The organism is Streptomyces sp. NPDC057939 (genome assembly GCF_042887545.1).
Taxonomy (GTDB): domain Bacteria; phylum Actinomycetota; class Actinomycetes; order Streptomycetales; family Streptomycetaceae; genus Streptomyces.
This window is the reverse complement of sequence record NZ_JBHVPG010000027.1, coordinates 61,445-85,049: the sequence shown is the minus strand read 5'-3', so window position 1 is coordinate 85,049 and position 23,605 is coordinate 61,445. Positions and strand designations below refer to the sequence as shown.

Sequence of the window (23,605 nt, the reverse complement as noted above, 5' to 3'; positions counted from 1 at the left end):
GACGCCTCATGCACTACTCCGGGGATCCTTGTGCCGAAAAGCGAGTCAAGGACCTCAAATTCTGCTCTGGTCGGATTGCTCCGACCCAGATGACAGTGAATGACCTGTGGGCCGGGCCCCGCGCGCGACGCTGCGTGCTGGGCGTGGATCCCGGTTACGACTGACCCTTCGCCTCCGGCATCCCGGAGGTCGAGACCCCGGGCGTGGGGTGGGACATCCGTCGCCGGTGCCGGCCACCCCCCACCGGGCGCTGTTCGGCTCACGAAGCCGAGCGTCCCGAGCAAGCAAGGATCGACCATGGCTTCCAGCCTGACGACGGCTTCTCCGAGCCCAGCTCACGAGAAGACCCTCTTCGGCCACCCGATCGGCCTGGCCACGCTGTTCATGACCGAGATGTGGGAGCGCTTCTCCTACTACGGCATGCGTGCGCTCCTCGTCCTGTACCTGGTCTCCGGCGGTACGGACGCCGCGACCGGTAGCCAGGGCGGTGGCCTGGGCTTCAAGATGGGCGCGGCCACGGCGATCTACTCCGTGTACGTGGCGATGGTCTACCTCATGGCCATGCCCGGCGGCTGGTTCGGCGACCGCGTCTGGGGCGCCCGCAAGACCGTCGCCATCGCCGGCTTCGTGATCATGGCCGGTCACGTGGCGCTGGCGCTGCCCGGCCAGATCGCGTTCTTCGTCGGTCTGTTGCTGGTGGCCATAGGTTCCGGTCTGCTGAAGGCCAACATCTCCACGATGGTCGGCCACCTGTACAAGGGTGCGGACGACCCGCGTCGTGACGGTGGCTTCACGCTGTTCTACGTCGGCATCAACCTGGGTGCCTTCGGTGCGCCGTTCCTGATCGGCACCGTCGGCGAGGTCGTCAACTGGCACCTCGGCTTCCTGCTCGCCGCGATCGGCATGGGCCTCGGCCTGGTGGTGTTCCTGGTCTTCGGCCGCACCCTGAGCCCGCAGAGCAGCGTCGTCCCGAACCCGCTGTCCGCCACCGAGCGCAACGGCATCGTCGTCAAGGCCGTCATCGCCATCGCGATCGTCGCCGCCTTCTACGGCACCGTGACCGCCATGGGCATGTTCACGATCAACTGGGCGCTGTACCCGATCACCATCGCCGGTCTGATCATCCCGGTCGTCGTCCTGGCCCGCATCAAGCGCGACAAGGACCTCTCGGCCCCCGAGCAGTCGAAGATGTCCGCGTACATCTGGTTCTTCATCGCCGCCGCCGTCTTCTGGATGATCTACGACCAGGGTGGTTCGACCCTGTCGCTGTTCGCCGATTCCAAGACCGGCACGCTCTTCGGCTGGGACCCGTCCACCACCTGGTACCAGGCGCTGAACCCGCTGTTCGTCATGGCATTGGCCCCGGTCTTCGCCTGGATGTGGCTGTGGCTGGCGCGCAAGAACCAGGAGCCGAACACCATCGTGAAGTTCGCGATGGGCCTCGTCCTGGTGGGTGGCTCGTTCTTCGTCTTCGTCGTCCCGATGAGCATGGCCTCCGACGGCACCAAGGTGTCGCCGATGTGGCTGGTCTCGATCTACATGATCCAGACCATCGCCGAGCTGTGCCTCTCCCCGGTCGGCCTGTCGGTCACCACGAAGATGGCCCCGCAGAAGTACGCCTCCCAGATGATGGGCGTCTGGTTCCTCGCGGTCACCGCCGGTGACTGCACCACGGGTCTGCTGTCGCTCGCCGGCGTGGACCTGAACGGGACCTGGATCATCGGCATGCAGGCGGCGCTCGCCGCGGGCGCCGGTTTCGCGGTCTACATGTACCGCAAGCGGGTCCAGGCCCTGATGGGCAGCGTCCACTGACGCACCCCCGCGCATGAGAACGGCCCGGTACGCCGCAAGGCGTGCCGGGCCGTTCCGTCGTACGGGGTGCCTACCTCGTGCCGCGCAGGCGGCGCCACGGGGTGAAGGCGAAGACGGCGCCGCCGAGCAGGATCACCGTGCCGGCGACGAGGGCGAGGGCCTTGATGCCGCCCTCGTCCTCCGCGCCGGTCTCGGCGAGCCCGCCCGAGGCGGCGGAACCGCCGCCGGTGGCTCCGGTGGTGCCGGCCGTGGTGGAGCCGCTGCCGCCCGGCTGGGCGGCGGTGTCCAGTTCCAGCGAGACGCCGCTGCTGGCCGCCTTGCAGGGCACGTTGATCGGGGTGGACCCCGGGGCCATCGTGACGTCGATCGTCAGCTGGTCGGGGCTCAGCGTCACCTTGCCCGACTTCCCGGGCTTGTAGGTGCCGGTCATGTCGCTGAGGCTGACCGGGGCCTTGTCGGGGATCGGATCGGCGTTCGCCGGGCCGGAGACCTTGACCGTGCCGGAGTCGGCGCCGCCCAGCTTGACGTTCATCGACGGCTTGAGCGCGCCGGCCGGCAGTGCCATGGGGGCGGCCATCGCGCCCTTGGCGGTCTTCACCGTGAGTTGGTAGTCGCCGCCGCTCTTCTTGGCGTTGATCGTCACCGGGGTCTTGATGCCGCCGGGGACGACCGGACCGCAGTCGAAGGCGACCTCGACGGCCTTGCCCGGGAAGTCGGTCTGTCCGCCTCCGCCGCCGGTGGTGGAGCCCGTGGTCGCGCCGCCGGTCGTGGAACCGGTCGTCGCGCCGCCTGTGGTGGCCCCGCCGGTCGTCGCACCACCGGTCGTCGCACCACCGGTGGTCGCACCGCCGGTCGTCGCCCCGCCGGTCGTCGCGCCGCCCGTGGTCGCGCCGCCCGTGGAGCCCTCGGCGACGTCGATGGTGGCGCCTCCCGAGACGGTGCCCACCGGGGCGCACTTGGTGACGAAGGTGCCGAAGGGAAAGGAGACGGCGACCTCGTACCGGCCCGGCGTCAGAGTGACCTTGCCCGCCTTGGTCAGCTTCAGCTTGCCCTTCATCGTCGACATGACCATGGGGGCCTTCTTCGGGATCTCCGGGTTCTTCTTCTCCCCGACGACCTTCAGTTCGCCCCCTCCCCCGCCGACCGTGAACCAGCCGGTGGGCACCACGGAGTCCTTCGGGATCACCATGAGGTCGGTGTTGTTGGAGGCGGGTTTGACGGTCTCCCACGACACGTCGACCTCGTCGCCCACCTTGGCCGTGGCCGGGGCCGTGATCTTGACGGTGCTCTCGCCCTCCACCGGGTCGCCGCCGCCCGCGGGCGGTACGCACTTGACCTTGTAGGTGGCATCGGCGGCCTGGGCGGGGGAAGCCGCCATGGCGATGCCCGCGCCGCCGAGCAGCAGCGCGACCAGGGCCGCGCTCGCCCTCCGTTGGGTGTTCACGAATGTCCCTTCGTTGTCGGACTTTGATCGGACGGTGCGGATGTCTGCGGTTGCTCCGCCGGCGCGTCCCGCGCCGGCACCTGCTCCTCGGGGGTGAACCACGGCAGGACCGCCGTGGGGGTCTGGGGGGCGGCCGGCGCGGGGCCCCGGCCGGCGGGGATCCTCGGCAGCCGGGCGGTCACCGCGGTGGCCGCGTCAAGGGCCTTCGCGCCCCGGTGGCGGCCGCCGGCGGGTGTAGTGGTGTGCGGTCGGAACCGGTCGACGACGGCCATGCCGACCCGGAACAGCGCGGTCGGGACCACCACCAGGAGCAGGCCCCGGAACAGCAGGACCCCGTACGGGCGGTCCACGCCCCACGGCTGGGTCGCGAGCACCGTGTCCCCGTACTTGAGGGAGACGGTGTGGTCGCCATGGGCTCCGGCGGGCAGGGTCACGTCCAGGCCGATCTCGGCCTTGCCGCCGGGCGCGATGGTGCCCTTCCACCGGGCTTCCTCCCAGGTCGGGGCGAACACCCCGCGGGCGGTTCCGAGTTGGAAGACGGGGTCCTTGACGGGGGCCGAGCCCAGGTTCCCGACGGTGACGGTGAACCGGCGGCCGGCAGGGGCGCCGAACCAGGTCAGCACCCCGTCCTCGCCCCGGAGCCGGACCCCGGTGAGGACCGCGAGCCGGGCCGTCCCGGACTCGGCGGGCAGCGGCGCGCTCTCGTGGTCGGTGATCCTCAGCGGGAGGGCGACGGTGGACCCGTCCCCGTTGACGGAGGCCACGTTGACCACGCAGGGGCAGGGCTTGGGCGGTGCGACGACCTGGAGCCGGGCCGTGAAGCCCCCGTCGGCGGCGACCGCGACGGCGGCGCCGTCAGCGTTGGCGCAGCTGTTGGTGCCGCCGATCATGTTCTGGCCGCAGACCAGCAGCATGACCATGGTTTTGGCCCGCCAGCCGGTGCCGGTGACGGTGATCTCGGTGCCCTTGGCGGCCTCCTGGAGGGAGAGCGCCGCCGCGGCCCTGCCCTCGTCGGCGACGGCCGGCGCCGCCGCGGGGAGCAGGACCAGGGCGAGCGTCGCCAGGACCGCCGCGAGGAGGGATCGGGCCTTCGCGCCCGCGGTGCGGCTCACCTGGATGCTCCCGTCAGCTCGTGGTGCGGTGACCGGCCCGGCGCGACGTCGGGTTCCGGGGGCGGCGGGTCGGCCGGGGCGCCCCGCGTGCGGCGGACGAGGAACAGCGCGGCCGCCGCGGTGGCGCCGAGCAGGAGCAGACCGCCGCCGGTGAGGGCGACCAGGTTCCACGGCACGAACCACGCGGTGGCGGTGGCGGTGGCCGGGACGGCGCCGGACGCGGTGACGGTGACGGTGAGGGAGACCCGGTCGAGGACCGGCGCGCCGGGCCACGGTTCGGTCAGCTCGACCCGCCGGCCGGGCAGCAGCTCCACCGGCAGGGCGCGCGCGGCGCGACCGGGCACCTCGCCGAAGCGGCCGTCGGCGCGGATCGCGAGCTCGGGGGCGAGGGCGACGTTGCCCCGGTTGACCAGGGTGTACGCGACGACGGCGGCCGCGCCCCGGCCGCGTACGGCGACGTCCTCGACGGTGAGGGCCGACACCGTCGGGCCGCCGACCCGCAGATGGACCCGTACGGCCGCCTCCCGGCCGCCCTCGGCCGCGACGACGGCGGCCGGGTGGTCGCCGGGGGACGAGGCGGGCGGCACGGTCACCGTGAACGGGACCACCGCCCGGGTGCGGGGCGGTATCCGCACCGTGGCGGAGCCGCCGAAGCTGATCCAGGAACCGGCGTCGACCGACTCCCGGGCGGGGCGCACGGCGAGGGCGCCGTCCGCCGTGTTGTCGGCGTCGGCCCCGCGCAGGGTGACGGTGCGCTCCCGGTCGGAGGGGTTGGCCAGCGCGAGGCGGTCCTCCAGTACGGCTCCGGGGGTGCCCGCGAGGTAGAAGTACGGACGGGCGGCGCCGGCCCGGCCGGACGCCGGTTCGACGGTCCAACCGGGCTCGTCGGCGGCGGCGGTCGGGGCGCCGCACAGGAGCGCGGCGGCGGCGAGGAGCACGACGCCGAGCCGCGCGGCGGCGCCGGGCCGGCGGGGGACGGGGAGCACGGGCATGGCCGGGGCTGCTCCGTTCAGGACCGGGTCCGCCGGGCCTGCCGGCCGCGCCGGGTCAGCCAGAGCACGCCGGCGGCGCCGGAGAGCACGACGGTGGCGCCGAGGGTGCCGAGCGCGATGGCGGATTCGGCGGGCCCGGTCTGCGGGAGGGTGTCGGCGGTGGAGCCCTGACCGGCGCCGGGCGGCGGGGCGGGCTGCTCCTTGGCGCCGCCGGCCGCCGTGACCTCCAGTTCGAGGGACGGCTTGGGGCTGTTGCCGGGGGTGCAGGTGGTGGTGGTCCCCATGGCCTTGATGGTGAGGACACCGGCGGTGAAGGTGACCTTGCCGCTCTTCTTCGGGGTGTAGGTGCCCGAGAGGTCGGTGATCCTGATGGGGGTGTTGGCGGGCACGGCCTCGGGGTTGGGCGCGCCGGAGACCGGCACCTGCGCCTTCTCCGCCCCGTCGGCCAGGATGACGGCGCTGGGGCTCATGGCGCCCTTGCCCAGCTCGATGGGGCTGGAGGAGACGCCCTTCTGGAAGGACATCGTCAGCTTGTAGCCGTCGCCCTCCTTGACGGCCTTGATGTCGATGGGCGAGACCGCCGACTTGTCCCCGATCGGGGTCCGGCAGTTGTACTCGACGTCGATCACGTCGGCGTGGGCCGCTGGGGCGGCGAGCAGGACCGCCGATGCGGCCGCCGCGGATGCCAGCGCGAGCGCGGTGGATCGTTTCCGGTCGGACACCTTCGTCTTCCCCTCGGCCACAAGTTACTGACGACACATCAGATTGGTGGCTCAAGGTACGCCCGGGGCCTTACGGAGGGAAGACACGGGACGGCCCGGATCGGCGGTCTTTCGGCCGTACTGTTTCCGGCCGGTCCAACGCCGATCCGGGCCGGTCGCAGGCCGGTCCGGGCGGTCGCGCCCCCTCGTCTCAGGCGGCGCGGACCCCGCGCTGCCACACCGCGGAGACGAGCGGGACGCCCGGGCGGTAGGCGAGGTGGACGTGGCTGGGGGCCTCCAGGAGGGCCAGGTCGGCGCGGGCGCCGGGGGTGAGCGTCCCGATGTCGTCCCGGCGCAGGGCGCGGGCGCCGCCGGCGGTGGCGGACCACAGGGCCTCGTCGGGGGTCATGCCCATGTCCCGCACGGCGAGGGCGATGCAGAACGGCATGGAGCTGGTGTAGGAGGAGCCGGGGTTGCAGTCCGTGGACAGGGCGACGGTGGCGCCCGCGTCCAGCAGCCGTCGGGCGTCGGGCCACTGCGCGCGGGTGGAGAACTCGGCACCGGGCAGCAGCGTGGCCACCGTGGTCGCGGCAGCCTGGGCGAGAGCGTCGACGTCCGCGTCGGTGAGGTGGGTGCAGTGGTCGGCGGAGGCCGCTTCGAGCTCCACGGCGAGCCGGACGCCGGGCCCGTGCGAGAGCTGGTTGGCGTGGATGCGCGGGATCAGCCCGGCGGCGGCGCCCGCGGTGAGGATGGCGCGTGCCTGGTCGCCGTCGAAGGCGCCCTTCTCGCAGAAGACGTCCACCCAGCGGGCGTACGGGGCGCAGGCCGTCAGCATGTCGCCGGTGACGAGGTCGACGTAGGCCGCCGGGTCGGTGGCGTAGTCGGGGGAGACGATGTGCGCGCCGAGGTAGGTGACCTCCTCGGTGTGCGCTGCGGCGATGCGCAGGGCTCGGGCCTCGTCGGCGACGGTCAGGCCGTAGCCGGACTTGGTCTCGAAGGTGGTGGTGCCCTGCCGGCGGGCCTCGTGGAGGTGGCGCAGCAGGTTGGCCTCCAGCTCGGCGTCGGTGGCGGCGCGGGTCGCGGCGACGGTGGTGCGGATGCCGCCGGCGGAGTACGCGCGGCCGGACATGCGGGCGTTGAACTCGGCGGTGCGGTCGCCGGCGAAGACGAGGTGCGAGTGGGAGTCCACGAAGCCGGGGATGACGGCGCGGCCCGTCGCGTCGAACGCGGTGTCCGCGGCGGGGGCGTCCGCGGCGGGGCCGGTCCAGGCGATCCGGTCGCCCTCGATGACGACGGCCGCGTTCTCGATCAGGCCGAGGGGGGAGCCGTCGCCCGCGGCGGGGTCGTTGGTGACGAGGCTGCCGATGTTGGTGATGACGGTGGTGGTCATGGTTCCTCTCGGGGGGTTCCTCCCGCCGCCCCGCCCTGTCGCCGTTTCCCGGGCGGGGCCGCCGTGGCGCCGGGAGGGGCTCGGGCGTGCCCGGACCGGGTCGGGGCCGGGACGGCGGGTCAGGCGCGCAGGGCCGCGATGGACTCGGACAGGGCGGACGGGACGTCCGGGACGAGGGTGTGGGCGCCGTCGCGGACGATGTGGCGGCCCGCGACCACGGTGTGCCGGACGTCCGAGGCCGTCGCCGCGAACACCGCCGTCTCGGCGCCGAGTCGCGGCACCGCTCCGGCCGTCCGGACGGAGTCCAGGGCGATCGTGGTGAAGTCCGCGAGCGCGCCGACCTCCAGGCGGCCGGCGTCGGGCAGGCCGAGGGCGGCGTGGCCGTCGGCGGTGGCGGCGGTCAGCAGGGCGTTGGCCGTCCAGTGGCCGCGGGTGCGGCTGCGCAGGCGCTCGTTCAGCTCCATCGCGCGTGCCTCCTCCAGCAGGTCGATCACGGCGTGGCTGTCGCTGCCGAGCGACAGCGGGCTGCCCGCGTGCTGGAGGCGGGCGGCCGGGCCGATGCCGTCGGCGAGGTCGCGTTCGGTGGTGGGGCACATGCAGGTGCCGGTGGTGGTGCCGCCGAGCAGGGCGATGTCGGCGTCGGTGAGGTGCGTGTTGTGGACGCCGGTGGTGCGCGGGCCCAGGACGCCGTGATCGGCGAGGAGCTGGGTCGGGGTGCGGCCGTGGGCGGCCCGGCAGGCGTCGTTCTCCGCGGTCTGCTCGGAGAGGTGGACGTGCAGGGGTGCCCCCCGCTCCTCGGCCCAGCGGGCGACGGTGGCCAGCTGGTCGGCGGGGACGGCGCGCACCGAGTGGATCGCGGCGCCGACGCGGGCGTGGCCGCCGCTCTTGAGGGCGGAGGCGCGCTCGGCCCAGGCGTCGGCGGTGCCGTCGGAGAACCGCAACTGGTGCGCGTTGGGGGCCTCGCCGAAGCCGGCCGACAGGTAGGCGGTGTCGAGGAGGGTGATGCGGATGCCGGCCGCGGCGGCCGCCTCGATGAGGGCCTCGCCCATGGCGTTGGGGTCGGCGTAGGGCGCGCCGCCGGGGGCGTGGTGGACGTAGTGGAACTCGCCGACGTTGGTGATGCCGGCGAGGGCCATCTCCGCGTAAGCGGCGCGGGCGAGCGCGTAATAGGTGTCCGGGGTGAGGTTCTGGGCGACCTTGTACATGAAGTCGCGCCAGGTCCAGAAGGTGCCGGAGCCGACCTGGACGGTGGAGCGCAGGGCCCGGTGGAAGGCGTGGGAGTGCGCGTTGGCCAGGCCGGGGACGGTCAGCCCGCGCAGTACCTCCGCCCCGGGGGGCGGGGTGTCGGCGCCGGTCCGCAGGTCGGTGATCCGGCCGTCCGGGCCGGTCGTCAGGATGACGCCCGGCTCGACGTGGGTGCCGAGCCAGGCGTGTTCCAGCCAGTACGTCGTGGGCGCGGTCACCTGCACGCCAGTCCTTCCAGTACGTCGGCGAGGGCGAGGACCCCGGCCTCGCAGTCGTCCTCGGCGGCGAACTCCTTCGGGGAGTGCGAGACGCCGGTGGGGTTGCGTACGAACAGCATCGCGGTCGGGACGGTCGCGGAGAGGATTCCGGCGTCGTGTCCCGCGCCGGTGCCCAGGACGGGGACGGAACCGCCGAGGATCCGGTTCATCTCGTCGCACAGGGCGTGCTCGAACTCGACGACCGGGGTGAAGGACTCGCGGACGACGGCCAGGTCGATGCCGTCCTGGTCGGCGCGTTCGCGTGCGGCCTTCTCGATGGCGGTGACGACCGTGTCGAGGGTGGCCTGGTCGGCGGCCCGGGAGTCGAGCCAGCCGCGGACGAGGGAGGGGATGGCGTTGACCCCGTTGGGTTCGACGGAGATCTTCCCGAAGGTGGCGACGGCGCCCGCGAGGACGGCCTCCTGGCGGGCGGCCAGGACGGTCGCCGCGTACGTGAGCATCGGGTCGCGGCGGTCCACCAGGCGGGTGGTGCCCGCGTGGTTGGCCTCGCCGTGGAAGTCGTAGCGCCAGCGGCCGTGGGGCCAGATCGCGGAGGCGATGCCGACGCGGTCGCCGGAGAGGTCGAGGGCGCGGCCCTGTTCGACGTGGAGTTCGACGAAGGCGCCGATCCGGGCGAGGCGTTCGGGGTCGGCGCCGATCGTCTCCGGGTCGTAGCCGGCCTGTTCCATGGCCTGGGGCAGGCTGATGCCGTCCGCGTCGCGGAGTTCGTACGCCTTCTCCTTGGTCAGCTGTCCGGCGGCGAGCCGGGAGCCGACGCAGGCGAGGCCGAAGCGGGCGCCCTCCTCGTCACCGAAGTTGGTGATGGCCAGCGGCCGGGTGGGGCGTGCGCCGCGGGCGCGGAGCTCGTCGAGGGCGGCGAAGGAGGACACCACGCCGAGCGGGCCGTCGAAGGCCCCGCCGTCGGGGACGGAGTCCAGGTGGGAGCCGGTGACGACGGCGTCGCCCGCGAGGGGGTCGCCGAGCCAGGCCCACTGGTTGCCGTTGCGGTCGGTCTCGTACGTCAGGCCGCGCGCCTGGGCCTGCTCCTGGAACCAGGTGCGGCAGTCGGCGTCGGCGCCGGTCCAGGCGTAGCGGCGGTAGCCGCCGGAGTCCGGGTGGCGGCCGATGGGGGCGAGGTCGGCCCACATGGTGTGGAAACCGGCCCCCCCGGCCCCCGGGGTCTCGCCCCGGGGGCCGGGGAAGGAACCGTTGCTCACGCGGAATCGCCCTCCCGCATCGGGACGCGGACGTCACGCTCGTCGGCGACGGTCTCGGCGATGTCGTAGCCCGCGTCGACGTGCCGGATGACGCCCATGCCGGGGTCGTTGGTGAGGACGCGGCGGATCTTCTCGCCGGCGAGCGCCGTGCCGTCGGCGACGGTGACCTGGCCGGCGTGGATCGAGCGGCCCATGCCGACGCCGCCGCCGTGGTGGATGGAGACCCAGGAGGCGCCGGAGGCGACGTTGACCATGGCGTTGAGCAGCGGCCAGTCGGCGATGGCGTCGGAGCCGTCGAGCATGGCCTCGGTCTCGCGGTACGGGGAGGCGACCGAACCGCAGTCGAGGTGGTCGCGGCCGATGGCCAGGGGCGCGGCGAGGGTGCCGTCGGCGACCATCTCGTTGAAGCGCTCGCCGGCCTTGTCGCGCTCGCCGTAGCCGAGCCAGCAGATGCGCGCGGGCAGGCCCTGGAAGTGGACCCGCTCGCCCGCCATCTTGATCCAGCGGTGCAGGGACTCGTTCTCCGGGAACAGCTCCAGCATCGCCTTGTCGGTCTTGTGGATGTCCGAGGCCTCGCCGGACAGGGCGGCCCAGCGGAAGGGGCCCTTGCCCTCGCAGAACAGCGGCCGGATGTAGGCGGGGACGAAGCCGGGGAAGGCGAACGCGCGGTCGTAGCCGGCCAGCTGGGCCTCGCCGCGGATGGAGTTGCCGTAGTCGAAGACCTCGGCGCCCGCGTCCATGAAGCCGACCATCGCCTCGACGTGCTTGGCCATGGACTCGCGGGCGCGGGTGGTGAAGCCCGCCGGGTCCTTGGCGGCCAGGTCGGCCATGTCGTCGAAGGCGACGCCGACGGGCAGGTAGGCGAGCGGGTCGTGGGCGCTCGTCTGGTCGGTGACGATGTCGATCGGCGCGCCCTCGGCGAGCATCTGCGGGAGCAGCTCGGCGGCGTTGCCGAGGAGGCCGATGGACAGCGGCTTGCGGGCGTCGCGGGCCTCGACGGCCAGCTGGAGGGCGTGGCGCAGGTTGTCGGCCTTGACGTCGAGGTAGCGGTGCTCGATGCGGCGGTCGATGGCGCGCGGGTCGACGTCGATGCAGATCGCGACGCCGTCGTTCATCGTGACGGCCAGCGGCTGGGCGCCGCCCATGCCGCCGAGGCCGGCGGTGAGGGTGATGGTGCCGGCGAGGGTCCCGTCGGCCCCTCCCTTACCGATCGAATGCAGCTTGGCGGCGACGGCGGCGAAGGTCTCGTAGGTGCCCTGGAGGATGCCCTGGGTGCCGATGTAGATCCACGATCCGGCGGTCATCTGCCCGTACATGGTGAGGCCGAGGTGCTCCAGGCGGCGGAACTCCTCCCAGTTGGCCCAGTCGCCGACCAGGTTGGAGTTGGCCAGCAGGACGCGCGGCGCCCACTCGTGGGTCTGCATGACGCCGACCGGGCGGCCCGACTGGACGAGCATCGTCTCGTCCTGCTTGAGGGTGCGCAGGGTGCGGACCATCGCGTCGTACGAGCGCCAGTCGCGCGCCGCCTTGCCGGTGCCGCCGTAGACCACCAGCTTGTCCGGGTGCTCGGCGACCTCGGCGTCGAGGTTGTTCTGCAGCATCCGCAGGGCGGCCTCCTGCTGCCATCCCAGGGTGCTGAGCTCGGTGCCTCGCGCTGCCCGTACGGGGCGGGGTCCTGACATGGCGGTGCCTCCTCCGGTGTTGGTCAATCCATTCACATCCTCGCGTCATGAATAGATCCAGTCAACAGCTGCGGGCGGAGCCGCCCGGTGGTGGGATGGCTGACATGGCCGCCGAAACGCACCCCCCGACCCGCACGCCGCCCCCCACGGACGACCCCGCGGCCCGCCGCGACCTGGTCGTACGGGCCGCCGTCGAGGCGGGCCTGATCGGCGGGGGCGAGGACGACGAGCCGCTGGTGTGCCTGCTCGACGCCGACGGGATCCGCGCCTCCGCCGCCGCGCTGACCGCCGCGTTCGCGGCCGCCGCGGCCCCCGGCACGCCCGTCCTGCACACCTTCGCGGTCAAGGCGACCCCGCTCGTCCCGGTCCTGCGACTGCTCGCCGCCGAGGGGATCGGCTGCGAGGTGGCCGGGCCGGGCGAGCTGGCCCTGGCCCGCGCCGCGGGGCTCCCGGCCGACCGGATCGTCCTGGACTCCCCCGCCAAGACGGTGGCCGAGCTGCGGGAGGCGCTTACCCTCGGGGTCGCCGTGAACGCCGACAACCGCCAGGAGCTGGAGCGGCTCGACGTGCTCGTACCGGCGGCCCCGGCGGGGTCCGCGATCGGCGTCCGGATCAACCCGCAGACCGGTCCGGGCAGCATCGGCGCCCTGTCCACGGCCACCGCCACCGCCAAGTTCGGGGTGCCGCTGCGCGACCCGGGGGCGCGCGAATGGCTCGTGCGGGCCTTCCTGGACCGGCCGTGGCTGACGCGGCTGCACGTCCACTCGGGTTCGCAGGGCGTGCCGACGGCGCACATCGCCCGGGGCGTACGGGAGCTGCACGCGCTCGCCGAGGAGATCAACGCGGCGGCCGGGCGCCGACAGGTCGACACCCTGGACATCGGCGGCGGCCTGCCGGTCGACTTCACCTCGGACGCCACGTCCCCGACGTTCGGGCAGTACGTCGCGACCCTGCGCGGTGCCGTGCCCGCCCTGTTCGACGGCTCGTACGGGCTGGTGACGGAGTTCGGTCGGTCCCTGCTCGCGAAGCAGGGGCTCGTGCTGGCCCGCGTCGAGTACACGAAGACGACCGGGGGGCGGCCCGTCGCGCTGACCCACGCGGGCGTCCAACTGGCGACCCGCACCGTGTACGCCCCGCAGGACTGGCCGCTGCGGATCCTCGCCCACGACGCCAAGGGCGCCCCGAAGTCGGGGCCGCTCCTCGCCCAGGACGTCGCGGGCCCCGCCTGCTTCGCGGGGGACCTGTTGGCCACCGCCCGCGAGCTGCCGGAGTTGGCGCCGGGCGACCTGATCGCCGTACCGGACACCGGCGCGTACTTCTTCACCGCCCACTACGGCTACAACAGCCTGCCCCGGCCGGCCGTGCACGCGTTCACGCTCGACCCCACGGGCGCCGGGGCCGGGTCGGTGCGCTTCACCCCGCTCCGCGCCGCGCAGTCCCTCGCCGACATCGTCGCGGAGGCGGGCGGCGACCCGCGGCACGCCCCGGCGGGCTCCTGACCGTACGGGGCTACTCGACGAAGAGCCCGCGGGCGGCGGCCCCGGCGTCGAAGGCCTCCAGGCGGGCCTGGGCGTCGGGCAGGGCGTCGGCCATCGCCTCCAGCAGCACCCGGCCCAGCAGCATCGGCGCGCACGCGGTGTCGAAGGCCAGCCCGGTGCCGACGGGCGCCGGGATCAGCAGGTCCGAGTGCCGGGCGACGGGCGCGAACGCCGAATCGGCGACGGTCACCACGGTCAGCCCGGCGGCCCGCGCGTGGTCCAACGCCTCGACGACCTCGCGCGGGTGGCGGGGCAGCGCGAAGCACAGCAGGGCCGTGGCCCCGGCCCCGGCGGCCGCGTCGATGCGGTCGGCGAGCATCGAACCGGCCTCGTCGAGGAGCCGTACGTCCGGGTGCACCTTGGCGGCGAAGTACGCGAAGCCGCGGGCCTGCGAGGACGCCGCCCGCAGCCCCAGCACCGGCAGCGGCGCCGACGCGGCGAGCAGCCGGCCGGCCTCCTCGACGGGCGTCGGGTCGGCCAGCATCTCGGCGAGCCGCGTCAGGTTCTCGATCTCGCCCCGGACGGCCTGCTGGTACTCGTTGTACGAGTCCTCCCGTGGCGCCGGCTCCTGCCCGGCGGGCGCCACCTCGCGCAGGTGACGGCGCAGGGCCGGGTAGCCGTCGAACCCGAGGGCCACCGCGAACCGGGTCACGGACGGCTGGCTCACCCCGGCCAGCTCGGCGAGTTCCACACTGGACAGGAACGGCACGTCGGCCGCCCCGCGCACCATGCAGTGGGCGATCCGCCGCTGGGTCGGCGTCAGCCGGTGCCCCTCGAACAGCTTCTGCAGCCGTGCGGCCGGGCCGTCACTCATCGCCGTCCCCTCCGTTCCGTCCCGTCACCGGTGAGATATTCAGTCACGGTGCACTCTGCATGTGGTTATGCAGCGGGGCAAGCCGCGACCGCGATCCGGACCCTCCGATACGGGGGGTAGCCCCAGTGCCGGAACGCGTCCCGGTTCCTACCGTGGGGGGTATGACAGCCCATTCCCCCCAGGCCGAAGACCTGAAGAAGGAACTCGGCGCCACCCTCGACGCCCGGCGGGAGCTCGGGCCGGAGTACGAGGCGGCGCTGGTGGAATCGTTCGTGGAGAAGGTCGACACGCAGGTGCGCCGTCGACTCGCGGAGGAACGCCTGCTCGCGGCCCGCGGCGGCTCCCCGGATCCGGCCGTGACGGCCGTCGGCAACTTCGGGGAACGCTTCGGCTTCGCCGTGATCACCCTCGTGCTGGCCATCCCCCTGTCGGCCATCGCCGCGACGCAGGCCCACCTGAGCGGGCTGCTCGTCGCCTGGGCGGGGATCCTCGGCGTGAACTTCATCCACGCGTCCAGGAAGGGCTTCGGGGGCCGCGGCAAGGGCCCCGCCGAATGACCGGGCCCGCCGGCTGACCGGCGGGCCGCTCCGGGCCGCTCCGGTGCTCCGGAGGGAAGCTTGCGCGGGGACCGCCGCACCCCCGGTCGCCCGGGGGGCGGGACGACGGCGGTCCCCGCGTGGGACACGGGCCGGGTCAGGGCCGTCCGCGTCCTTGGGCGTCCGCGTGGTCCGGGAGCCGCTCCGGAGGCGCGCCGACGCCGTTCGTGGTGCCGGTCGGGTTCCCGGTCACCCGGTGTTCCCTGCCGACGACCACCACTGTGCCGAACGCGTGTTAAGCCGGTGCTGCCGTGACGTGTCGGGCCCGTACCGTTTGCGCGACCGGCCGGAAACGGTACGGCGCCCGGCGCGGACGGACCCGCCCCCGGAGCGAACCGGGCGTCCCCCGGCCGCGAACGCTCCGGCCGGGGGACGCGGCGGCTACTTGGCGCCCTTGGCGAGGAACGCGAGCAGGTCCTGGCGGCTGACGACGCCGGTGGGCTTGCCCTCGACCAGCACGATCGCCGCGTCGGCCTCGCCGAGCACCGCCATCAGCTCGGAGACGGGCTCGCCGGAGCCGACCTGCGGCAGCGGCGCGCTCATGTGCTTCTCCAGCGGGTCGCTGAGGGAGGCGCGCTGCGCGAAGAGCGCCGCGAGGAGCTCCTTCTCGACGACGGAGCCGATGACCTCGGCGGCCATGACGTCGGGGTGCCCGGCGCCCGGCTTGACGATCGGCATCTGGGAGACGCCGTACTCGCGCAGCACCTCGATGGCCTGGCCGACGGTCTCCTCGGGGTGCATGTGCACCAGGGAGGGAATGCCGCCCTCCTTGTCCGCGAGGACGTTGCCGATGCGCGCCGACGGGCCCGCTTCCTCCAGGAAGCCGTGACCGGCCATCCACTCGTCGCTGAAGATCTTGCTGAGGTAGCCGCGGCCGCTGTCGGGCAGCAGGACCACGACGACGTCGTCGGGGCCGAGGCCCTCGGCGGCGCGCAGCGCGGCGACGACGGCCATGCCGCAGGAGCCGCCGACGAGGAGGCCCTCCTCCTTCGCGAGGCGGCGGGTCATCTGGAAGGAGTCCTTGTCGGACACCGCGATGATCTCGTCCGTGACGTTGCGGTCGTAGGCGGTGGGCCAGAAGTCCTCGCCGACGCCCTCGACGAGGTACGGACGGCCGCTGCCGCCGGAGTAGACCGAACCCTCGGGGTCGGCGCCGATGACCTTCACCTTGCCGCCGGACACCTCCTTGAGGTAGCCGCCGGTGCCGGAGATCGTGCCGCCGGTGCCGACGCCCGCGATGAAGTGGGTGATCTTCCCGTCCGTCTGCTCCCACAGCTCGGGACCGGTGGTCTCGTAGTGCGAACGGGGGTTGTTCGGGTTGCTGTACTGGTCGGGCTTCCAGGCGCCGGGCTCGCGCGCGAGGCGGTCCGAGACGTTGTAGTACGAGTCCGGGTGCTCGGGGTCGACCGCGGTCGGGCAGACCACGACCTCGGCCCCGTACGCGCGCATCACGTTGATCTTGTCCGCGGACACCTTGTCAGGGCAGACGAAGATGCACTTGTAGCCCTTCTGCTGGGCCACGATGGCGAGTCCTACACCGGTGTTGCCGCTGGTGGGCTCCACGATGGTGCCACCGGGCTTGAGGGCACCGCTCTGCTCGGCGGCCTCGATCATCCGGACGGCGATCCGGTCCTTCACGGACCCGCCCGGGTTGAAGTACTCGACCTTCGCAAGGACGGTGGCCTGCAGGCCTTCGGTCACACGGTTGAGCTTCACCAGCGGGGTGTTGCCGACGAGGCTGATCATCGAGTCGTGGAATTGCACCATGTTCTCCAAGGAGGGGACTCCACGGGTTCTCCGGGAGGTCCGGCCAGAGTATGCGGAAAGGGATTGGCCGACCCGCACTACGGGGCAGGTAGGTCATCGGGACCAGAGCGCGGAGCGAGGTGGCTTGAAGGGTGTCCAGGGCGAGGACGGCCCGCCGGATCGCGGCGGGAGCGGCGTACGGCGGCGGCGGGCTGGGGCTCGTCGGGGTCGCCGCGGTGGGTCTGGTGCTGGCCGAGGTCCAGTTCGCGAAGCGGACGGTGGGCACGGGCCTGCCGGACCCGCCGCGGGCCGACGGGCTGTACGGGAGCGAGTTCGGCGGCCCCGAGCTGAGCCCGGGGCCCCTGCGGCTCGGCATGCTGGGCGACTCCACGGCGGCCGGGCTCGGGGTGCGGCGGGCCCGCCAGACACCGGGCGCCTTGCTGGCGTCGGGGCTGGCCGCGGTGGCGGAGCGGCCGGTGGAGCTGCGGAACGTCGCGCTGTCCGGTGCGATGTCGGACGACCTCGACCGGCAGGTGGGGCTCCTGCTCGACGGGGACGCGCCGCCGCCGGACGTGTGCGTGATCATGATCGGCGCGAACGACGTGACCCGGCGGATGCCGCCGACCCAGTCGGTCCGGCTGCTGACCGCGGCGGTCCGGCGGCTGCGGCTGGCGGGCTCCGAGGTCGTGGTGGGCACCTGCCCCGACCTGGGCACCATCGAGCCCGTCTACCAACCGCTGCGCTGGATGGCCCGACGGGTCTCGCGGCAGCTGGCGGCGGCCCAGACCATCGGCGTGCTGGCCCTGGGTGCCCGCACCATCTCGATGGGCGACCTGCTGGGGCCCGAGTTCGCGGCGAACCCCCGGGAGATGTTCGGGCCGGACTCCTACCACCCGTCGGCGGAGGGGTACGCGACGGCCGCCATGGCCGTGCTGCCCACGATGTGCGCGGCGCTGGGCCTGTGGCCGGAGTCCGACCGGCTGGACGTCTCGCGGGACGAGGACATGCTGCCCGTCGCCAAGGCGGCGTCCGCGGCGGCGGGCGAGGCCGGCACCGAGGTCACGGGCGCGCGGGGCCCCTGGGCCCTGCTCAAGCACCGGCGTCGGCGGCGGGTCGCGGGCGAGGAACTCGCGCCGGCACCGGCCGAGGCCCCCAAGGCTCCCGCGGCCCCGGTCGCGGAGTCCCGGTAGGCCGGGCGGGCGTCCCCGACCCCGTCCACCCGCGGAGCGACCCGCATCACACGCCGAGGCCCGTGACCTCGACCGTACGGGGCGGTAACTTCGCATGCGGTCCCGCAACGACGCACCCCTTGGAGTCCCGATGCCCGAAGCCGTCATCGTTTCCACCGCCCGTTCCCCCATCGGGCGCGCCGGCAAGGGGTCGCTCAAGGACGTCCGTCCGGACGACCTGACCGCGCAGATCATCCAGGCCGCGCTCGCCAAGGTCCCCGGTCTGGACCCGCGCGAGATCGACGACCTGATGCTGGGCTGCGGCCTCCCGGGCGGCGAGCAGGGCCACAACCTGGGCCGCATCGTGGCCGTGCAGATGGGCATGGACCACCTGCCGGGCCTCACCGTCACCCGTTACTGCTCCTCGTCCCTCCAGACCTCCCGGATGGCCCTGCACGCCATCAAGGCGGGCGAGGGCGACGTCTTCATCTCCGCGGGCGTCGAGACCGTCTCCCGGTTCGCGAACGGCTCCTCGGACGGCATGCCGGGCACCCACAACCCGTTCTTCGCCGACGCCGAGGCCCGTACGGCCGCCGTCGCGCAGAGCGAGGGCGCCTCCTGGAGCGACCCGCGCGAGGCCGGCCTGATCCCGGACGCGTACATCTCCATGGGTCAGACCGCCGAGAACCTGGCCCGCCTGAAGGGCGTGACCCGCCAGGACATGGACGAGTTCGGCGTCCGCTCCCAGAACCTGGCCGAGGAAGCCATCAAGAACGGCTTCTGGGCCCGCGAGATCACCCCGGTCACCACGCCCGACGGCACGGTCGTCTCCCAGGACGACGGCCCGCGCGCCGGCGTCACCCTGGAGGGCGTGCAGGGCCTGAAGCCGGTCTTCCGCCCCGACGGCCGGATCACCGCGGCCAACTGTTGCCCGCTGAACGACGGCGCCGCCGCGCTGGTCATCATGAGCGACACGAAGGCCCGGGACCTGGGCCTGACCCCGCTGGCCCGGATCGTCTCCACCGGCGTCACCGGCCTCTCCCCCGAGATCATGGGCCTGGGCCCGGTCGAGGCGTCCAAGCAGGCCCTGAAGCGGGCCGGCCTGACCGTCGACGACATCGACCTGTTCGAGATCAACGAGGCCTTCGCGGCCCAGGTCATCCCGTCCTACCGGGACCTGGGGATCCCGCTGGACAAGCTGAACGTCAACGGCGGGGCCATCGCCGTCGGTCACCCGTTCGGGATGACCGGCGCGCGCATCACGGGCACCTTGATCAACAGCCTCCAGTTCCACGACAAGCAGTTCGGCCTGGAGACGATGTGCGTGGGCGGCGGCCAGGGCATGGCCATGGTCATCGAGCGGCTGAGCTGAGCCGTGGCGGAGGGTGGGGGCCGCCCCGAGGAACGAGGGACGGCACCCGCCCGCAGCCACGGCGAAGCGGAACGCGACCGAAAAAACGGCGGCTGAGCTGAGCCGTGGCGGAGGGTGGGGGCCGCCCCGAGGAACGAGGGACGGCACCCGCCCGCAGCCACGGCGAAGCGGAACGCGACCGAAAATCCGGCGGCCGGCCGAGCCGTGGCGGAGGGTGTCCGGATCGTCACGATCCGGGTCGTTCAGGGCGTGATCAAGGCGGAACCCCTGACGCCGCAAGGGATACTCCAGATGAGTGAGCTCTACTGACCTCGGATCTAACCCCGTCGCGGCCGACCTGTGACCGAATCTCCCCCAGGATGTGACCTTTGTCCTGGGGGATCGGTATTTGCCCAGCTCAGGCACCCTCCCCCCGGTGCCCCGAGGACGAAAGACCTGTCCAATTCATGACGTAATGCACTGCACGCCATTCCCAGCAGAGGACAAGCTGATGTAGGAAGTCGGGGGATCGAATCAATCGGGAGTTAGTCAGTGAGCGCCATGTCTCTTGCCCTGCTGCTGACCACGGCCGCTGCCACGGCCGTGGGCGCTGCTGCGCTGCACGCCGTACACGGGCTGCGCAAGCAGGTCACCGCCCTGCGCGGTGAACTGGCCCTGCCGGCCCGTCCGCGCACCGCGGCCGTCCCGCACGCCCGCAGCGCCGTGGAGTCCCCCGCCGCCGAGATACGAGCCGCCGTGGCCGAAGCCCTCGCCGAGGAGCGCGAGCGCGAGCTGGCCGAGGCGCGGGCCTTCTGGGCCGCGCAGGAGGCCCGTGACGCCGCCGACGCCCCTTCGCTGCTGGGCGGTCTGCCCGGGCTCGGCGAGGACAGCCCGGTCTTCCTGCCCCGGCAGGCCGACCTGGTCGGGCTGGAGCCGGTGCTCGGCGAGGATTTCGCCGACGAGTACCCGGAGGATTCGGCCGAACTGGCCGCCGCCCGCCGGCGCCACCCCTCGCACCCCGACTTCGTGCCGGTCCAGTCGCACCACGGCGCGGACCACGAGCGCACGGTGAGCCGCCTGGAGGAGCTCGCGGAGGCCCGTACGGCCCTCGCGGACGTCCGGCCGGGCCCGCTGGGCACCCTGGACGTGTACGTCTTCACGGACGGCACCACGCTCTGCATGACCCCGGGGCACCGGGAGACGGCCGAGCGCCTCTCCGAGGCCCTGCGGGCGGGCACCGCCCCGATCCTGCTGGGCGGCTCCGGCATTTCCGGCGCGTACGCGCTGACCTTCTCCTGCGGTGACTCCGAGGACCCCGACAGCAACGTCTACATCCTGGCGGACCGCGTCATCGCATCGCTCTGACTTCCGCCAGCCCCACCAGCGCCACGGCCTCGTCCAGCAGCACGGACGGGGCCGTTCCCGTGTCCGGGCAGGTGCGCAGGGCCTCCGCGAGGTCCAGGCCGGTCACCGACAGCTGGTCCCCGACGACGAAGATCCCCGCGTCCGGCACCTCGCGCGCGGGCGCCGGAGCCGCCCCCCGTGGGGCCCGTCCCGCCGCTTCCTCCAGCCGCTGCGCCCGTACGGCCAGCTCCCGGGCCAGGGCCAGCCCCTCGGCCGCCGCACCGCGTTGCAGCCGGCTCTGCGGCGCCGCCCTCAGGCGGTCGGCGAATCGTTCCACGGCGACGGTCAGGGGTGAGGTATCGAGCACCCGGCCGACCTTACGCGCCGCTACGGCGCCATTGCCAACGGGCGAACTCGCCGGCACGGTGGCGTGAAGGGAACAGCACGGCAACACCTCCGGAGGCGCCCATGTCCGTAGAGTTCTCCGAGCAGACCCACCGCAACATGATCGACAGAATCCCGCAGAGCACCGGTCGTGAGATCTCCGACTGGCTCCGTGCCGTCGACGAGGGCCCGTCCCTCCTCAGGTTCGAGGAGAAGGTCAGTTGGCTGCGCGGCGCGCACGAGCTGTCCCACGGCCAGGCCAAGGCGATCATCCACGAGCACGACCTGCGCAGAGCCGCCCGCCGGTTCGGCTGAGGCCGCCGCCACGGCCTCCCGGCCCCCCGAAGCCCGTTCCCCGACTCCTTGTCCGTCCACGTCCTGACGGCCGCCCCGACGGCCGCCCCGACGTCCCTCCCGATACGCGGGAAGGCCCCGCGAGCGGTGTGCTCGCGGGGCCTTCGCCGTACTGGGGTGCCGGGTGGCGGTCCGGCTAGTCGTTGCCCGAGAGGATCTGGAAGATGCGGAGCATCTCGATGTAGATCCACACGAGGGTGGTGGTGAGTCCGAAGGCGGCCAGCCAGGCCTCCTCGCGCGGGGCGCCGTAGGCGACGCCGTCCTCGACCTGCTTGAAGTCGAGGGCGAGGAAGCAGGCACCCAGGATGATGCCGATGACGCCGAACAGGATGCCCAGGGGGCCGCTGCGGAGTCCGAGGCCGTCGCCGCCCACGATGAGCGAGATCAGCAGGTTGGTCAGCATCAGCAGCATGAAGCCCACGGCCGCGGCCATCACGAAGCCGGTGAACCGGCGGGTGACGCGGATCCAGCGCATCTTGTAGGCGAAGAGCACGCCCGCGAAGACGCACATCGTGCCCATGACGGCCTGGATGACCACACCGGCACCGAAGTACGTGCTGGTGGCCGAGCTGATGACTCCGAGGAAGACGCCCTCGAAGGCGGCGTACGCCAGGATGAGACCCGGCGAGGCCTTGGCCTTGAAGGACTGGATCATCGCGAAGACGAACGCCACGAGCATCGCGCCGATGGCGATGCCGTACGACACGTTCAGGTTGGCCGCGTCGACCGGGAGGAAGATCCAGGCCAGCGCCGCCGTCACGACCAGGGTGCCGAGCGTCATGGCCGTACGGCTCACGACGTCGTCGATGGTCATCGCGTTGCTGTTGACCGGCGCCGCCGGCATCCCCGTGGTGGGGTCGGTGGCGTAGGGGTTCGTCGCGTACGGGTTGGTCGCGGTCCCGGCCTGCGCGTGCTGCGCCTCGAAGCCCGCGTAGCCGCCGTTGTCGCGGCTGAACCCCCGTCGCGAGAAGACCGGGTTACTGCTCCTCATCTCACTCCTCCATGGCCACCGTGCGCAGCCTTGTCTTCAAGAGTAATGCGCTCGCAAAAAAAGCACCCTACCGCTGGAGGAGGATCTTAGGAGAAGGCGCGGTCGGGCGCAGAGGATAAACGGAACGGCTGCTTGAGTGCCCGGAGCCGGACTTGAACCGGCACGGCCCGAGGGCCAGCGAGGTTTAAGCTCGCCGTGTCTGCATTCCACCATCCGGGCAAGGCGCCGCGGGCCCCCGTTAAAAGCCTTGAACGCTGACGCGAGCCTATCCGGAACGCCCTCCGCCCCAGACGGCCGTCTATCCGATGTTGTCTGATTTTATTGGTGATTGAGGGGGCGTCAGGGCCGATAAGTCACGGTCGGCACCGTTCCGGGGGACGCCCGTCGTCCGGGCGTGATTGACGTGATTTCGCTGCCTCCCGCCACCCCTTCCGCCACCCCCGGCCACCCCCCGCCCATCGGGCACTGACATGGACATCCTCAGGGTGGCCGTCATACCAAAGGAGGAGTCCGGCCGACGCCCGGTCAGACTCCAGTGGGCCTGCGAACGGGCACCGCGGCTGATCCGGAACCCCCGGGGTCGCCGTGAGGATGGAACCGTCCCGCCGTTCCGCAGTACGCCCGACAGGAGTCCCCCCTTGACCGCCATGAACTACGCCCCGCACACCCTCCAGGCCTCGGCCGCCCGTGCGACGCAGTTGTCCAAGGTGTACGGCCAGGGCGAGACCCAGGTCGTCGCGCTGGACAACGTCTCCGTCGAGTTCGCGCAGGGCCAGTTCACCGCGATCATGGGCCCGTCGGGCTCCGGCAAGTCCACGCTGATGCACTGCGTCGCCGGACTGGACACCTTCTCCTCCGGCTCGGTCCGCATCGGCGACACCGAGCTCGGCTCCCTCAAGGACAAGCAGCTGACCCAGCTGCGCCGGGACAAGATCGGCTTCATCTTCCAGGCCTTCAACCTGCTGCCGACCCTGACGGCCCTGGAGAACATCACGCTGCCGATGGACATCGCGGGCCGCAAGCCCGACAAGCAGTGGCTGGACACCGTGATCGCGATGGTCGGCCTCTCCGAGCGGCTCTCGCACCGGCCGACCCAGCTCTCCGGCGGCCAGCAGCAGCGCGTGGCCGTGGCCCGCGCCCTGGCATCCCGTCCCGAGATCATCTTCGGTGACGAGCCGACCGGAAACCTCGACTCCCGCTCCGGCGCCGAGGTCCTCGGCTTCCTGCGCAACTCGGTCCGCGAGCTCGGTCAGACCGTCGTCATGGTCACCCACGACCCGGTGGCCGCCTCCTACGCGGACCGCGTCATCTTCCTCGCCGACGGCCGGATCGTCGACGAGATGGCCAACCCCACCGCCGACGGCGTGCTCGACCGGATGAAGGCCTTCGACGCCAAGGGCCGCACCAGCTGACCCCGGGGACGCCCCCGCCCGACGCACTCCGCGCCTCCCGCGGCCCCCGAAGAC

At 72.8% G+C, this 23,605-nt stretch carries 20 protein-coding genes and 1 tRNA gene; 8 read left to right on the top strand and 13 right to left on the bottom strand.

All coding sequences use genetic code 11. The features are described from left to right. Positions 1 to 297 precede the first annotated feature (297 nt). Positions 298 to 1,812, top strand: a complete 1,515-nt coding sequence (locus ACFVS6_RS26365; RefSeq protein ID WP_389707490.1) for a peptide MFS transporter — start codon at positions 298 to 300, stop codon at positions 1,810 to 1,812. A 70-nt stretch (positions 1,813 to 1,882) separates the two neighbouring features. Here ACFVS6_RS26365 and ACFVS6_RS26360 read toward each other — a convergent pair whose 3' ends face one another. From ACFVS6_RS26360 to hutU, 8 genes are all read right to left on the bottom strand, one after another. After that, positions 1,883 to 3,190 carry a hypothetical protein gene (locus tag ACFVS6_RS26360; RefSeq protein ID WP_389707540.1) on the bottom strand — a complete coding sequence of 436 codons (1,308 nt, stop codon included), beginning with the start codon at positions 3,188 to 3,190 and terminating at the stop codon, positions 1,883 to 1,885. Between the two features lie 62 nt (positions 3,191 to 3,252). After that, entirely contained in the window at positions 3,253 to 4,368 is a 1,116-nt protein-coding gene (locus ACFVS6_RS26355) for a neocarzinostatin apoprotein domain-containing protein (RefSeq protein WP_389707488.1), read from the bottom strand. Further along, positions 4,365 to 5,360 (bottom strand): hypothetical protein, encoded by a 996-nt coding sequence (locus tag ACFVS6_RS26350; protein ID WP_389707486.1) that lies wholly within the window; start codon positions 5,358 to 5,360, stop codon positions 4,365 to 4,367. Before ACFVS6_RS26350 ends, ACFVS6_RS26355 begins: the two co-directional genes overlap by 4 nt. Before the next feature lie 17 nt (positions 5,361 to 5,377). Continuing rightward, positions 5,378 to 6,082, bottom strand: a complete 705-nt coding sequence (locus ACFVS6_RS26345) for an LPXTG cell wall anchor domain-containing protein (RefSeq protein WP_389707484.1) — start codon at positions 6,080 to 6,082, stop codon at positions 5,378 to 5,380. A gap of 190 nt (positions 6,083 to 6,272) precedes the next feature. Then, complete coding sequence (gene hutI / locus ACFVS6_RS26340; protein ID WP_389707483.1) at positions 6,273 to 7,451, bottom strand: imidazolonepropionase; 1,179 nt, start codon at positions 7,449 to 7,451, stop codon at positions 6,273 to 6,275. Between the two features lie 119 nt (positions 7,452 to 7,570). Further along, positions 7,571 to 8,914, bottom strand: a complete 1,344-nt coding sequence (locus ACFVS6_RS26335) for a formimidoylglutamate deiminase (protein WP_389707481.1) — start codon at positions 8,912 to 8,914, stop codon at positions 7,571 to 7,573. Next, a complete protein-coding gene (locus ACFVS6_RS26330; protein WP_389707538.1) occupies positions 8,911 to 10,101 on the bottom strand; it encodes an allantoate amidohydrolase in 1,191 nt (396 codons plus the stop codon). Before ACFVS6_RS26330 ends, ACFVS6_RS26335 begins: the two co-directional genes overlap by 4 nt. Positions 10,102 to 10,166: 65 nt before the next feature. Continuing rightward, a complete protein-coding gene (hutU, locus tag ACFVS6_RS26325; RefSeq protein ID WP_389707479.1) occupies positions 10,167 to 11,852 on the bottom strand; it encodes a urocanate hydratase in 1,686 nt (561 codons plus the stop codon). Between the two features lie 104 nt (positions 11,853 to 11,956). Here hutU and ACFVS6_RS26320 point away from each other — a divergent pair, with 104 nt between their 5' ends. Then, on the top strand, positions 11,957 to 13,351 hold the full coding sequence (locus tag ACFVS6_RS26320) for a diaminopimelate decarboxylase (RefSeq protein ID WP_389707536.1): 1,395 nt from the start codon (positions 11,957 to 11,959) through the stop codon (positions 13,349 to 13,351). 10 nt (positions 13,352 to 13,361) lie between these two features. On the opposite strand, the gene ACFVS6_RS26315 is transcribed toward ACFVS6_RS26320, so the two are convergent. Continuing rightward, on the bottom strand, positions 13,362 to 14,204 hold the full coding sequence (locus ACFVS6_RS26315; RefSeq protein ID WP_389707477.1) for a MurR/RpiR family transcriptional regulator: 843 nt from the start codon (positions 14,202 to 14,204) through the stop codon (positions 13,362 to 13,364). Positions 14,205 to 14,365: 161 nt separating this feature from the next. Here ACFVS6_RS26315 and ACFVS6_RS26310 point away from each other — a divergent pair, with 161 nt between their 5' ends. Then, a complete protein-coding gene (locus ACFVS6_RS26310; RefSeq protein ID WP_389707475.1) occupies positions 14,366 to 14,761 on the top strand; it encodes a hypothetical protein in 396 nt (131 codons plus the stop codon). Between the two features lie 420 nt (positions 14,762 to 15,181). On the opposite strand, the gene ACFVS6_RS26305 is transcribed toward ACFVS6_RS26310, so the two are convergent. Further along, a complete protein-coding gene (locus tag ACFVS6_RS26305; RefSeq protein ID WP_389707534.1) occupies positions 15,182 to 16,564 on the bottom strand; it encodes a cystathionine beta-synthase in 1,383 nt (460 codons plus the stop codon). Positions 16,565 to 16,698: 134 nt separating this feature from the next. Between ACFVS6_RS26305 and ACFVS6_RS26300 the strand changes: the two genes are divergently transcribed. The 3 genes from ACFVS6_RS26300 to ACFVS6_RS26290 all read left to right on the top strand — a co-directional run bounded on the left by ACFVS6_RS26300 (position 16,699) and on the right by ACFVS6_RS26290 (position 20,431). Next, positions 16,699 to 17,736, top strand: a complete 1,038-nt coding sequence (locus ACFVS6_RS26300; RefSeq protein ID WP_389707473.1) for an SGNH/GDSL hydrolase family protein — start codon at positions 16,699 to 16,701, stop codon at positions 17,734 to 17,736. Between the two features lie 130 nt (positions 17,737 to 17,866). After that, positions 17,867 to 19,087: an acetyl-CoA C-acetyltransferase gene (locus ACFVS6_RS26295; protein WP_389707471.1), complete on the top strand. Its 1,221-nt coding sequence runs from the start codon at positions 17,867 to 17,869 to the stop codon at positions 19,085 to 19,087. A 540-nt stretch (positions 19,088 to 19,627) separates the two neighbouring features. Further along, the gene (locus ACFVS6_RS26290; RefSeq protein WP_389707469.1) at positions 19,628 to 20,431 is read left to right on the top strand and encodes a hypothetical protein; all 804 of its coding nucleotides are present in this window, start codon (positions 19,628 to 19,630) and stop codon (positions 20,429 to 20,431) included. Here ACFVS6_RS26290 and ACFVS6_RS26285 read toward each other — a convergent pair. Further along, positions 20,415 to 20,777 (bottom strand): hypothetical protein, encoded by a 363-nt coding sequence (locus ACFVS6_RS26285; RefSeq protein ID WP_389707467.1) that lies wholly within the window; start codon positions 20,775 to 20,777, stop codon positions 20,415 to 20,417. The two genes, ACFVS6_RS26290 and ACFVS6_RS26285, sit on opposite strands and share 17 nt — an antisense overlap. Positions 20,778 to 20,878: 101 nt before the next feature. Between ACFVS6_RS26285 and ACFVS6_RS26280 the strand changes: the two genes are divergently transcribed. Continuing rightward, positions 20,879 to 21,109 (top strand): DUF4287 domain-containing protein, encoded by a 231-nt coding sequence (locus ACFVS6_RS26280; protein WP_281206443.1) that lies wholly within the window; start codon positions 20,879 to 20,881, stop codon positions 21,107 to 21,109. Between the two features lie 175 nt (positions 21,110 to 21,284). Here ACFVS6_RS26280 and ACFVS6_RS26275 read toward each other — a convergent pair whose 3' ends face one another. Next, positions 21,285 to 22,139 (bottom strand): Bax inhibitor-1/YccA family protein, encoded by an 855-nt coding sequence (locus tag ACFVS6_RS26275; RefSeq protein ID WP_389707465.1) that lies wholly within the window; start codon positions 22,137 to 22,139, stop codon positions 21,285 to 21,287. A 137-nt stretch (positions 22,140 to 22,276) separates the two neighbouring features. Next, positions 22,277 to 22,358: transfer RNA gene (locus tag ACFVS6_RS26270), tRNA-Leu, on the bottom strand. A 428-nt stretch (positions 22,359 to 22,786) separates the two neighbouring features. On the opposite strand from ACFVS6_RS26270, the gene ACFVS6_RS26265 reads away from it, so the two are divergent. Then, positions 22,787 to 23,551, top strand: a complete 765-nt coding sequence (locus tag ACFVS6_RS26265; protein ID WP_389707532.1) for an ABC transporter ATP-binding protein — start codon at positions 22,787 to 22,789, stop codon at positions 23,549 to 23,551. Positions 23,552 to 23,605: the final 54 nt, after the last annotated feature.

Bases quoted from the DNA above. Each gene is read 5' to 3' on its own strand.
- ACFVS6_RS26365 (WP_389707490.1), top strand. From the start codon at position 298: ATGGCTTCCAGCCTGACGACGGCTTCTCCGAGCCCAGCTCACGAGAAG.
- ACFVS6_RS26360 (WP_389707540.1), bottom strand. From the start codon at position 3,190: ATGGCGGCTTCCCCCGCCCAGGCCGCCGATGCCACCTACAAGGTCAAG.
- ACFVS6_RS26350 (WP_389707486.1), bottom strand. From the start codon at position 5,360: ATGCCCGTGCTCCCCGTCCCCCGCCGGCCCGGCGCCGCCGCGCGGCTC.
- hutI (WP_389707483.1), bottom strand. From the start codon at position 7,451: ATGACCACCACCGTCATCACCAACATCGGCAGCCTCGTCACCAACGAC.
- ACFVS6_RS26330 (WP_389707538.1), bottom strand. From the start codon at position 10,101: ATGTGGGCCGACCTCGCCCCCATCGGCCGCCACCCGGACTCCGGCGGC.
- hutU (WP_389707479.1), bottom strand. From the start codon at position 11,852: ATGTCAGGACCCCGCCCCGTACGGGCAGCGCGAGGCACCGAGCTCAGC.
- ACFVS6_RS26320 (WP_389707536.1), top strand. From the start codon at position 11,957: ATGGCCGCCGAAACGCACCCCCCGACCCGCACGCCGCCCCCCACGGAC.
- ACFVS6_RS26315 (WP_389707477.1), bottom strand. From the start codon at position 14,204: ATGAGTGACGGCCCGGCCGCACGGCTGCAGAAGCTGTTCGAGGGGCAC.
- ACFVS6_RS26310 (WP_389707475.1), top strand. From the start codon at position 14,366: ATGACAGCCCATTCCCCCCAGGCCGAAGACCTGAAGAAGGAACTCGGC.
- ACFVS6_RS26295 (WP_389707471.1), top strand. From the start codon at position 17,867: ATGCCCGAAGCCGTCATCGTTTCCACCGCCCGTTCCCCCATCGGGCGC.
- ACFVS6_RS26290 (WP_389707469.1), top strand. From the start codon at position 19,628: ATGTCTCTTGCCCTGCTGCTGACCACGGCCGCTGCCACGGCCGTGGGC.
- ACFVS6_RS26280 (WP_281206443.1), top strand. From the start codon at position 20,879: ATGTCCGTAGAGTTCTCCGAGCAGACCCACCGCAACATGATCGACAGA.
- ACFVS6_RS26275 (WP_389707465.1), bottom strand. From the start codon at position 22,139: ATGAGGAGCAGTAACCCGGTCTTCTCGCGACGGGGGTTCAGCCGCGAC.
- ACFVS6_RS26265 (WP_389707532.1), top strand. From the start codon at position 22,787: ATGAACTACGCCCCGCACACCCTCCAGGCCTCGGCCGCCCGTGCGACG.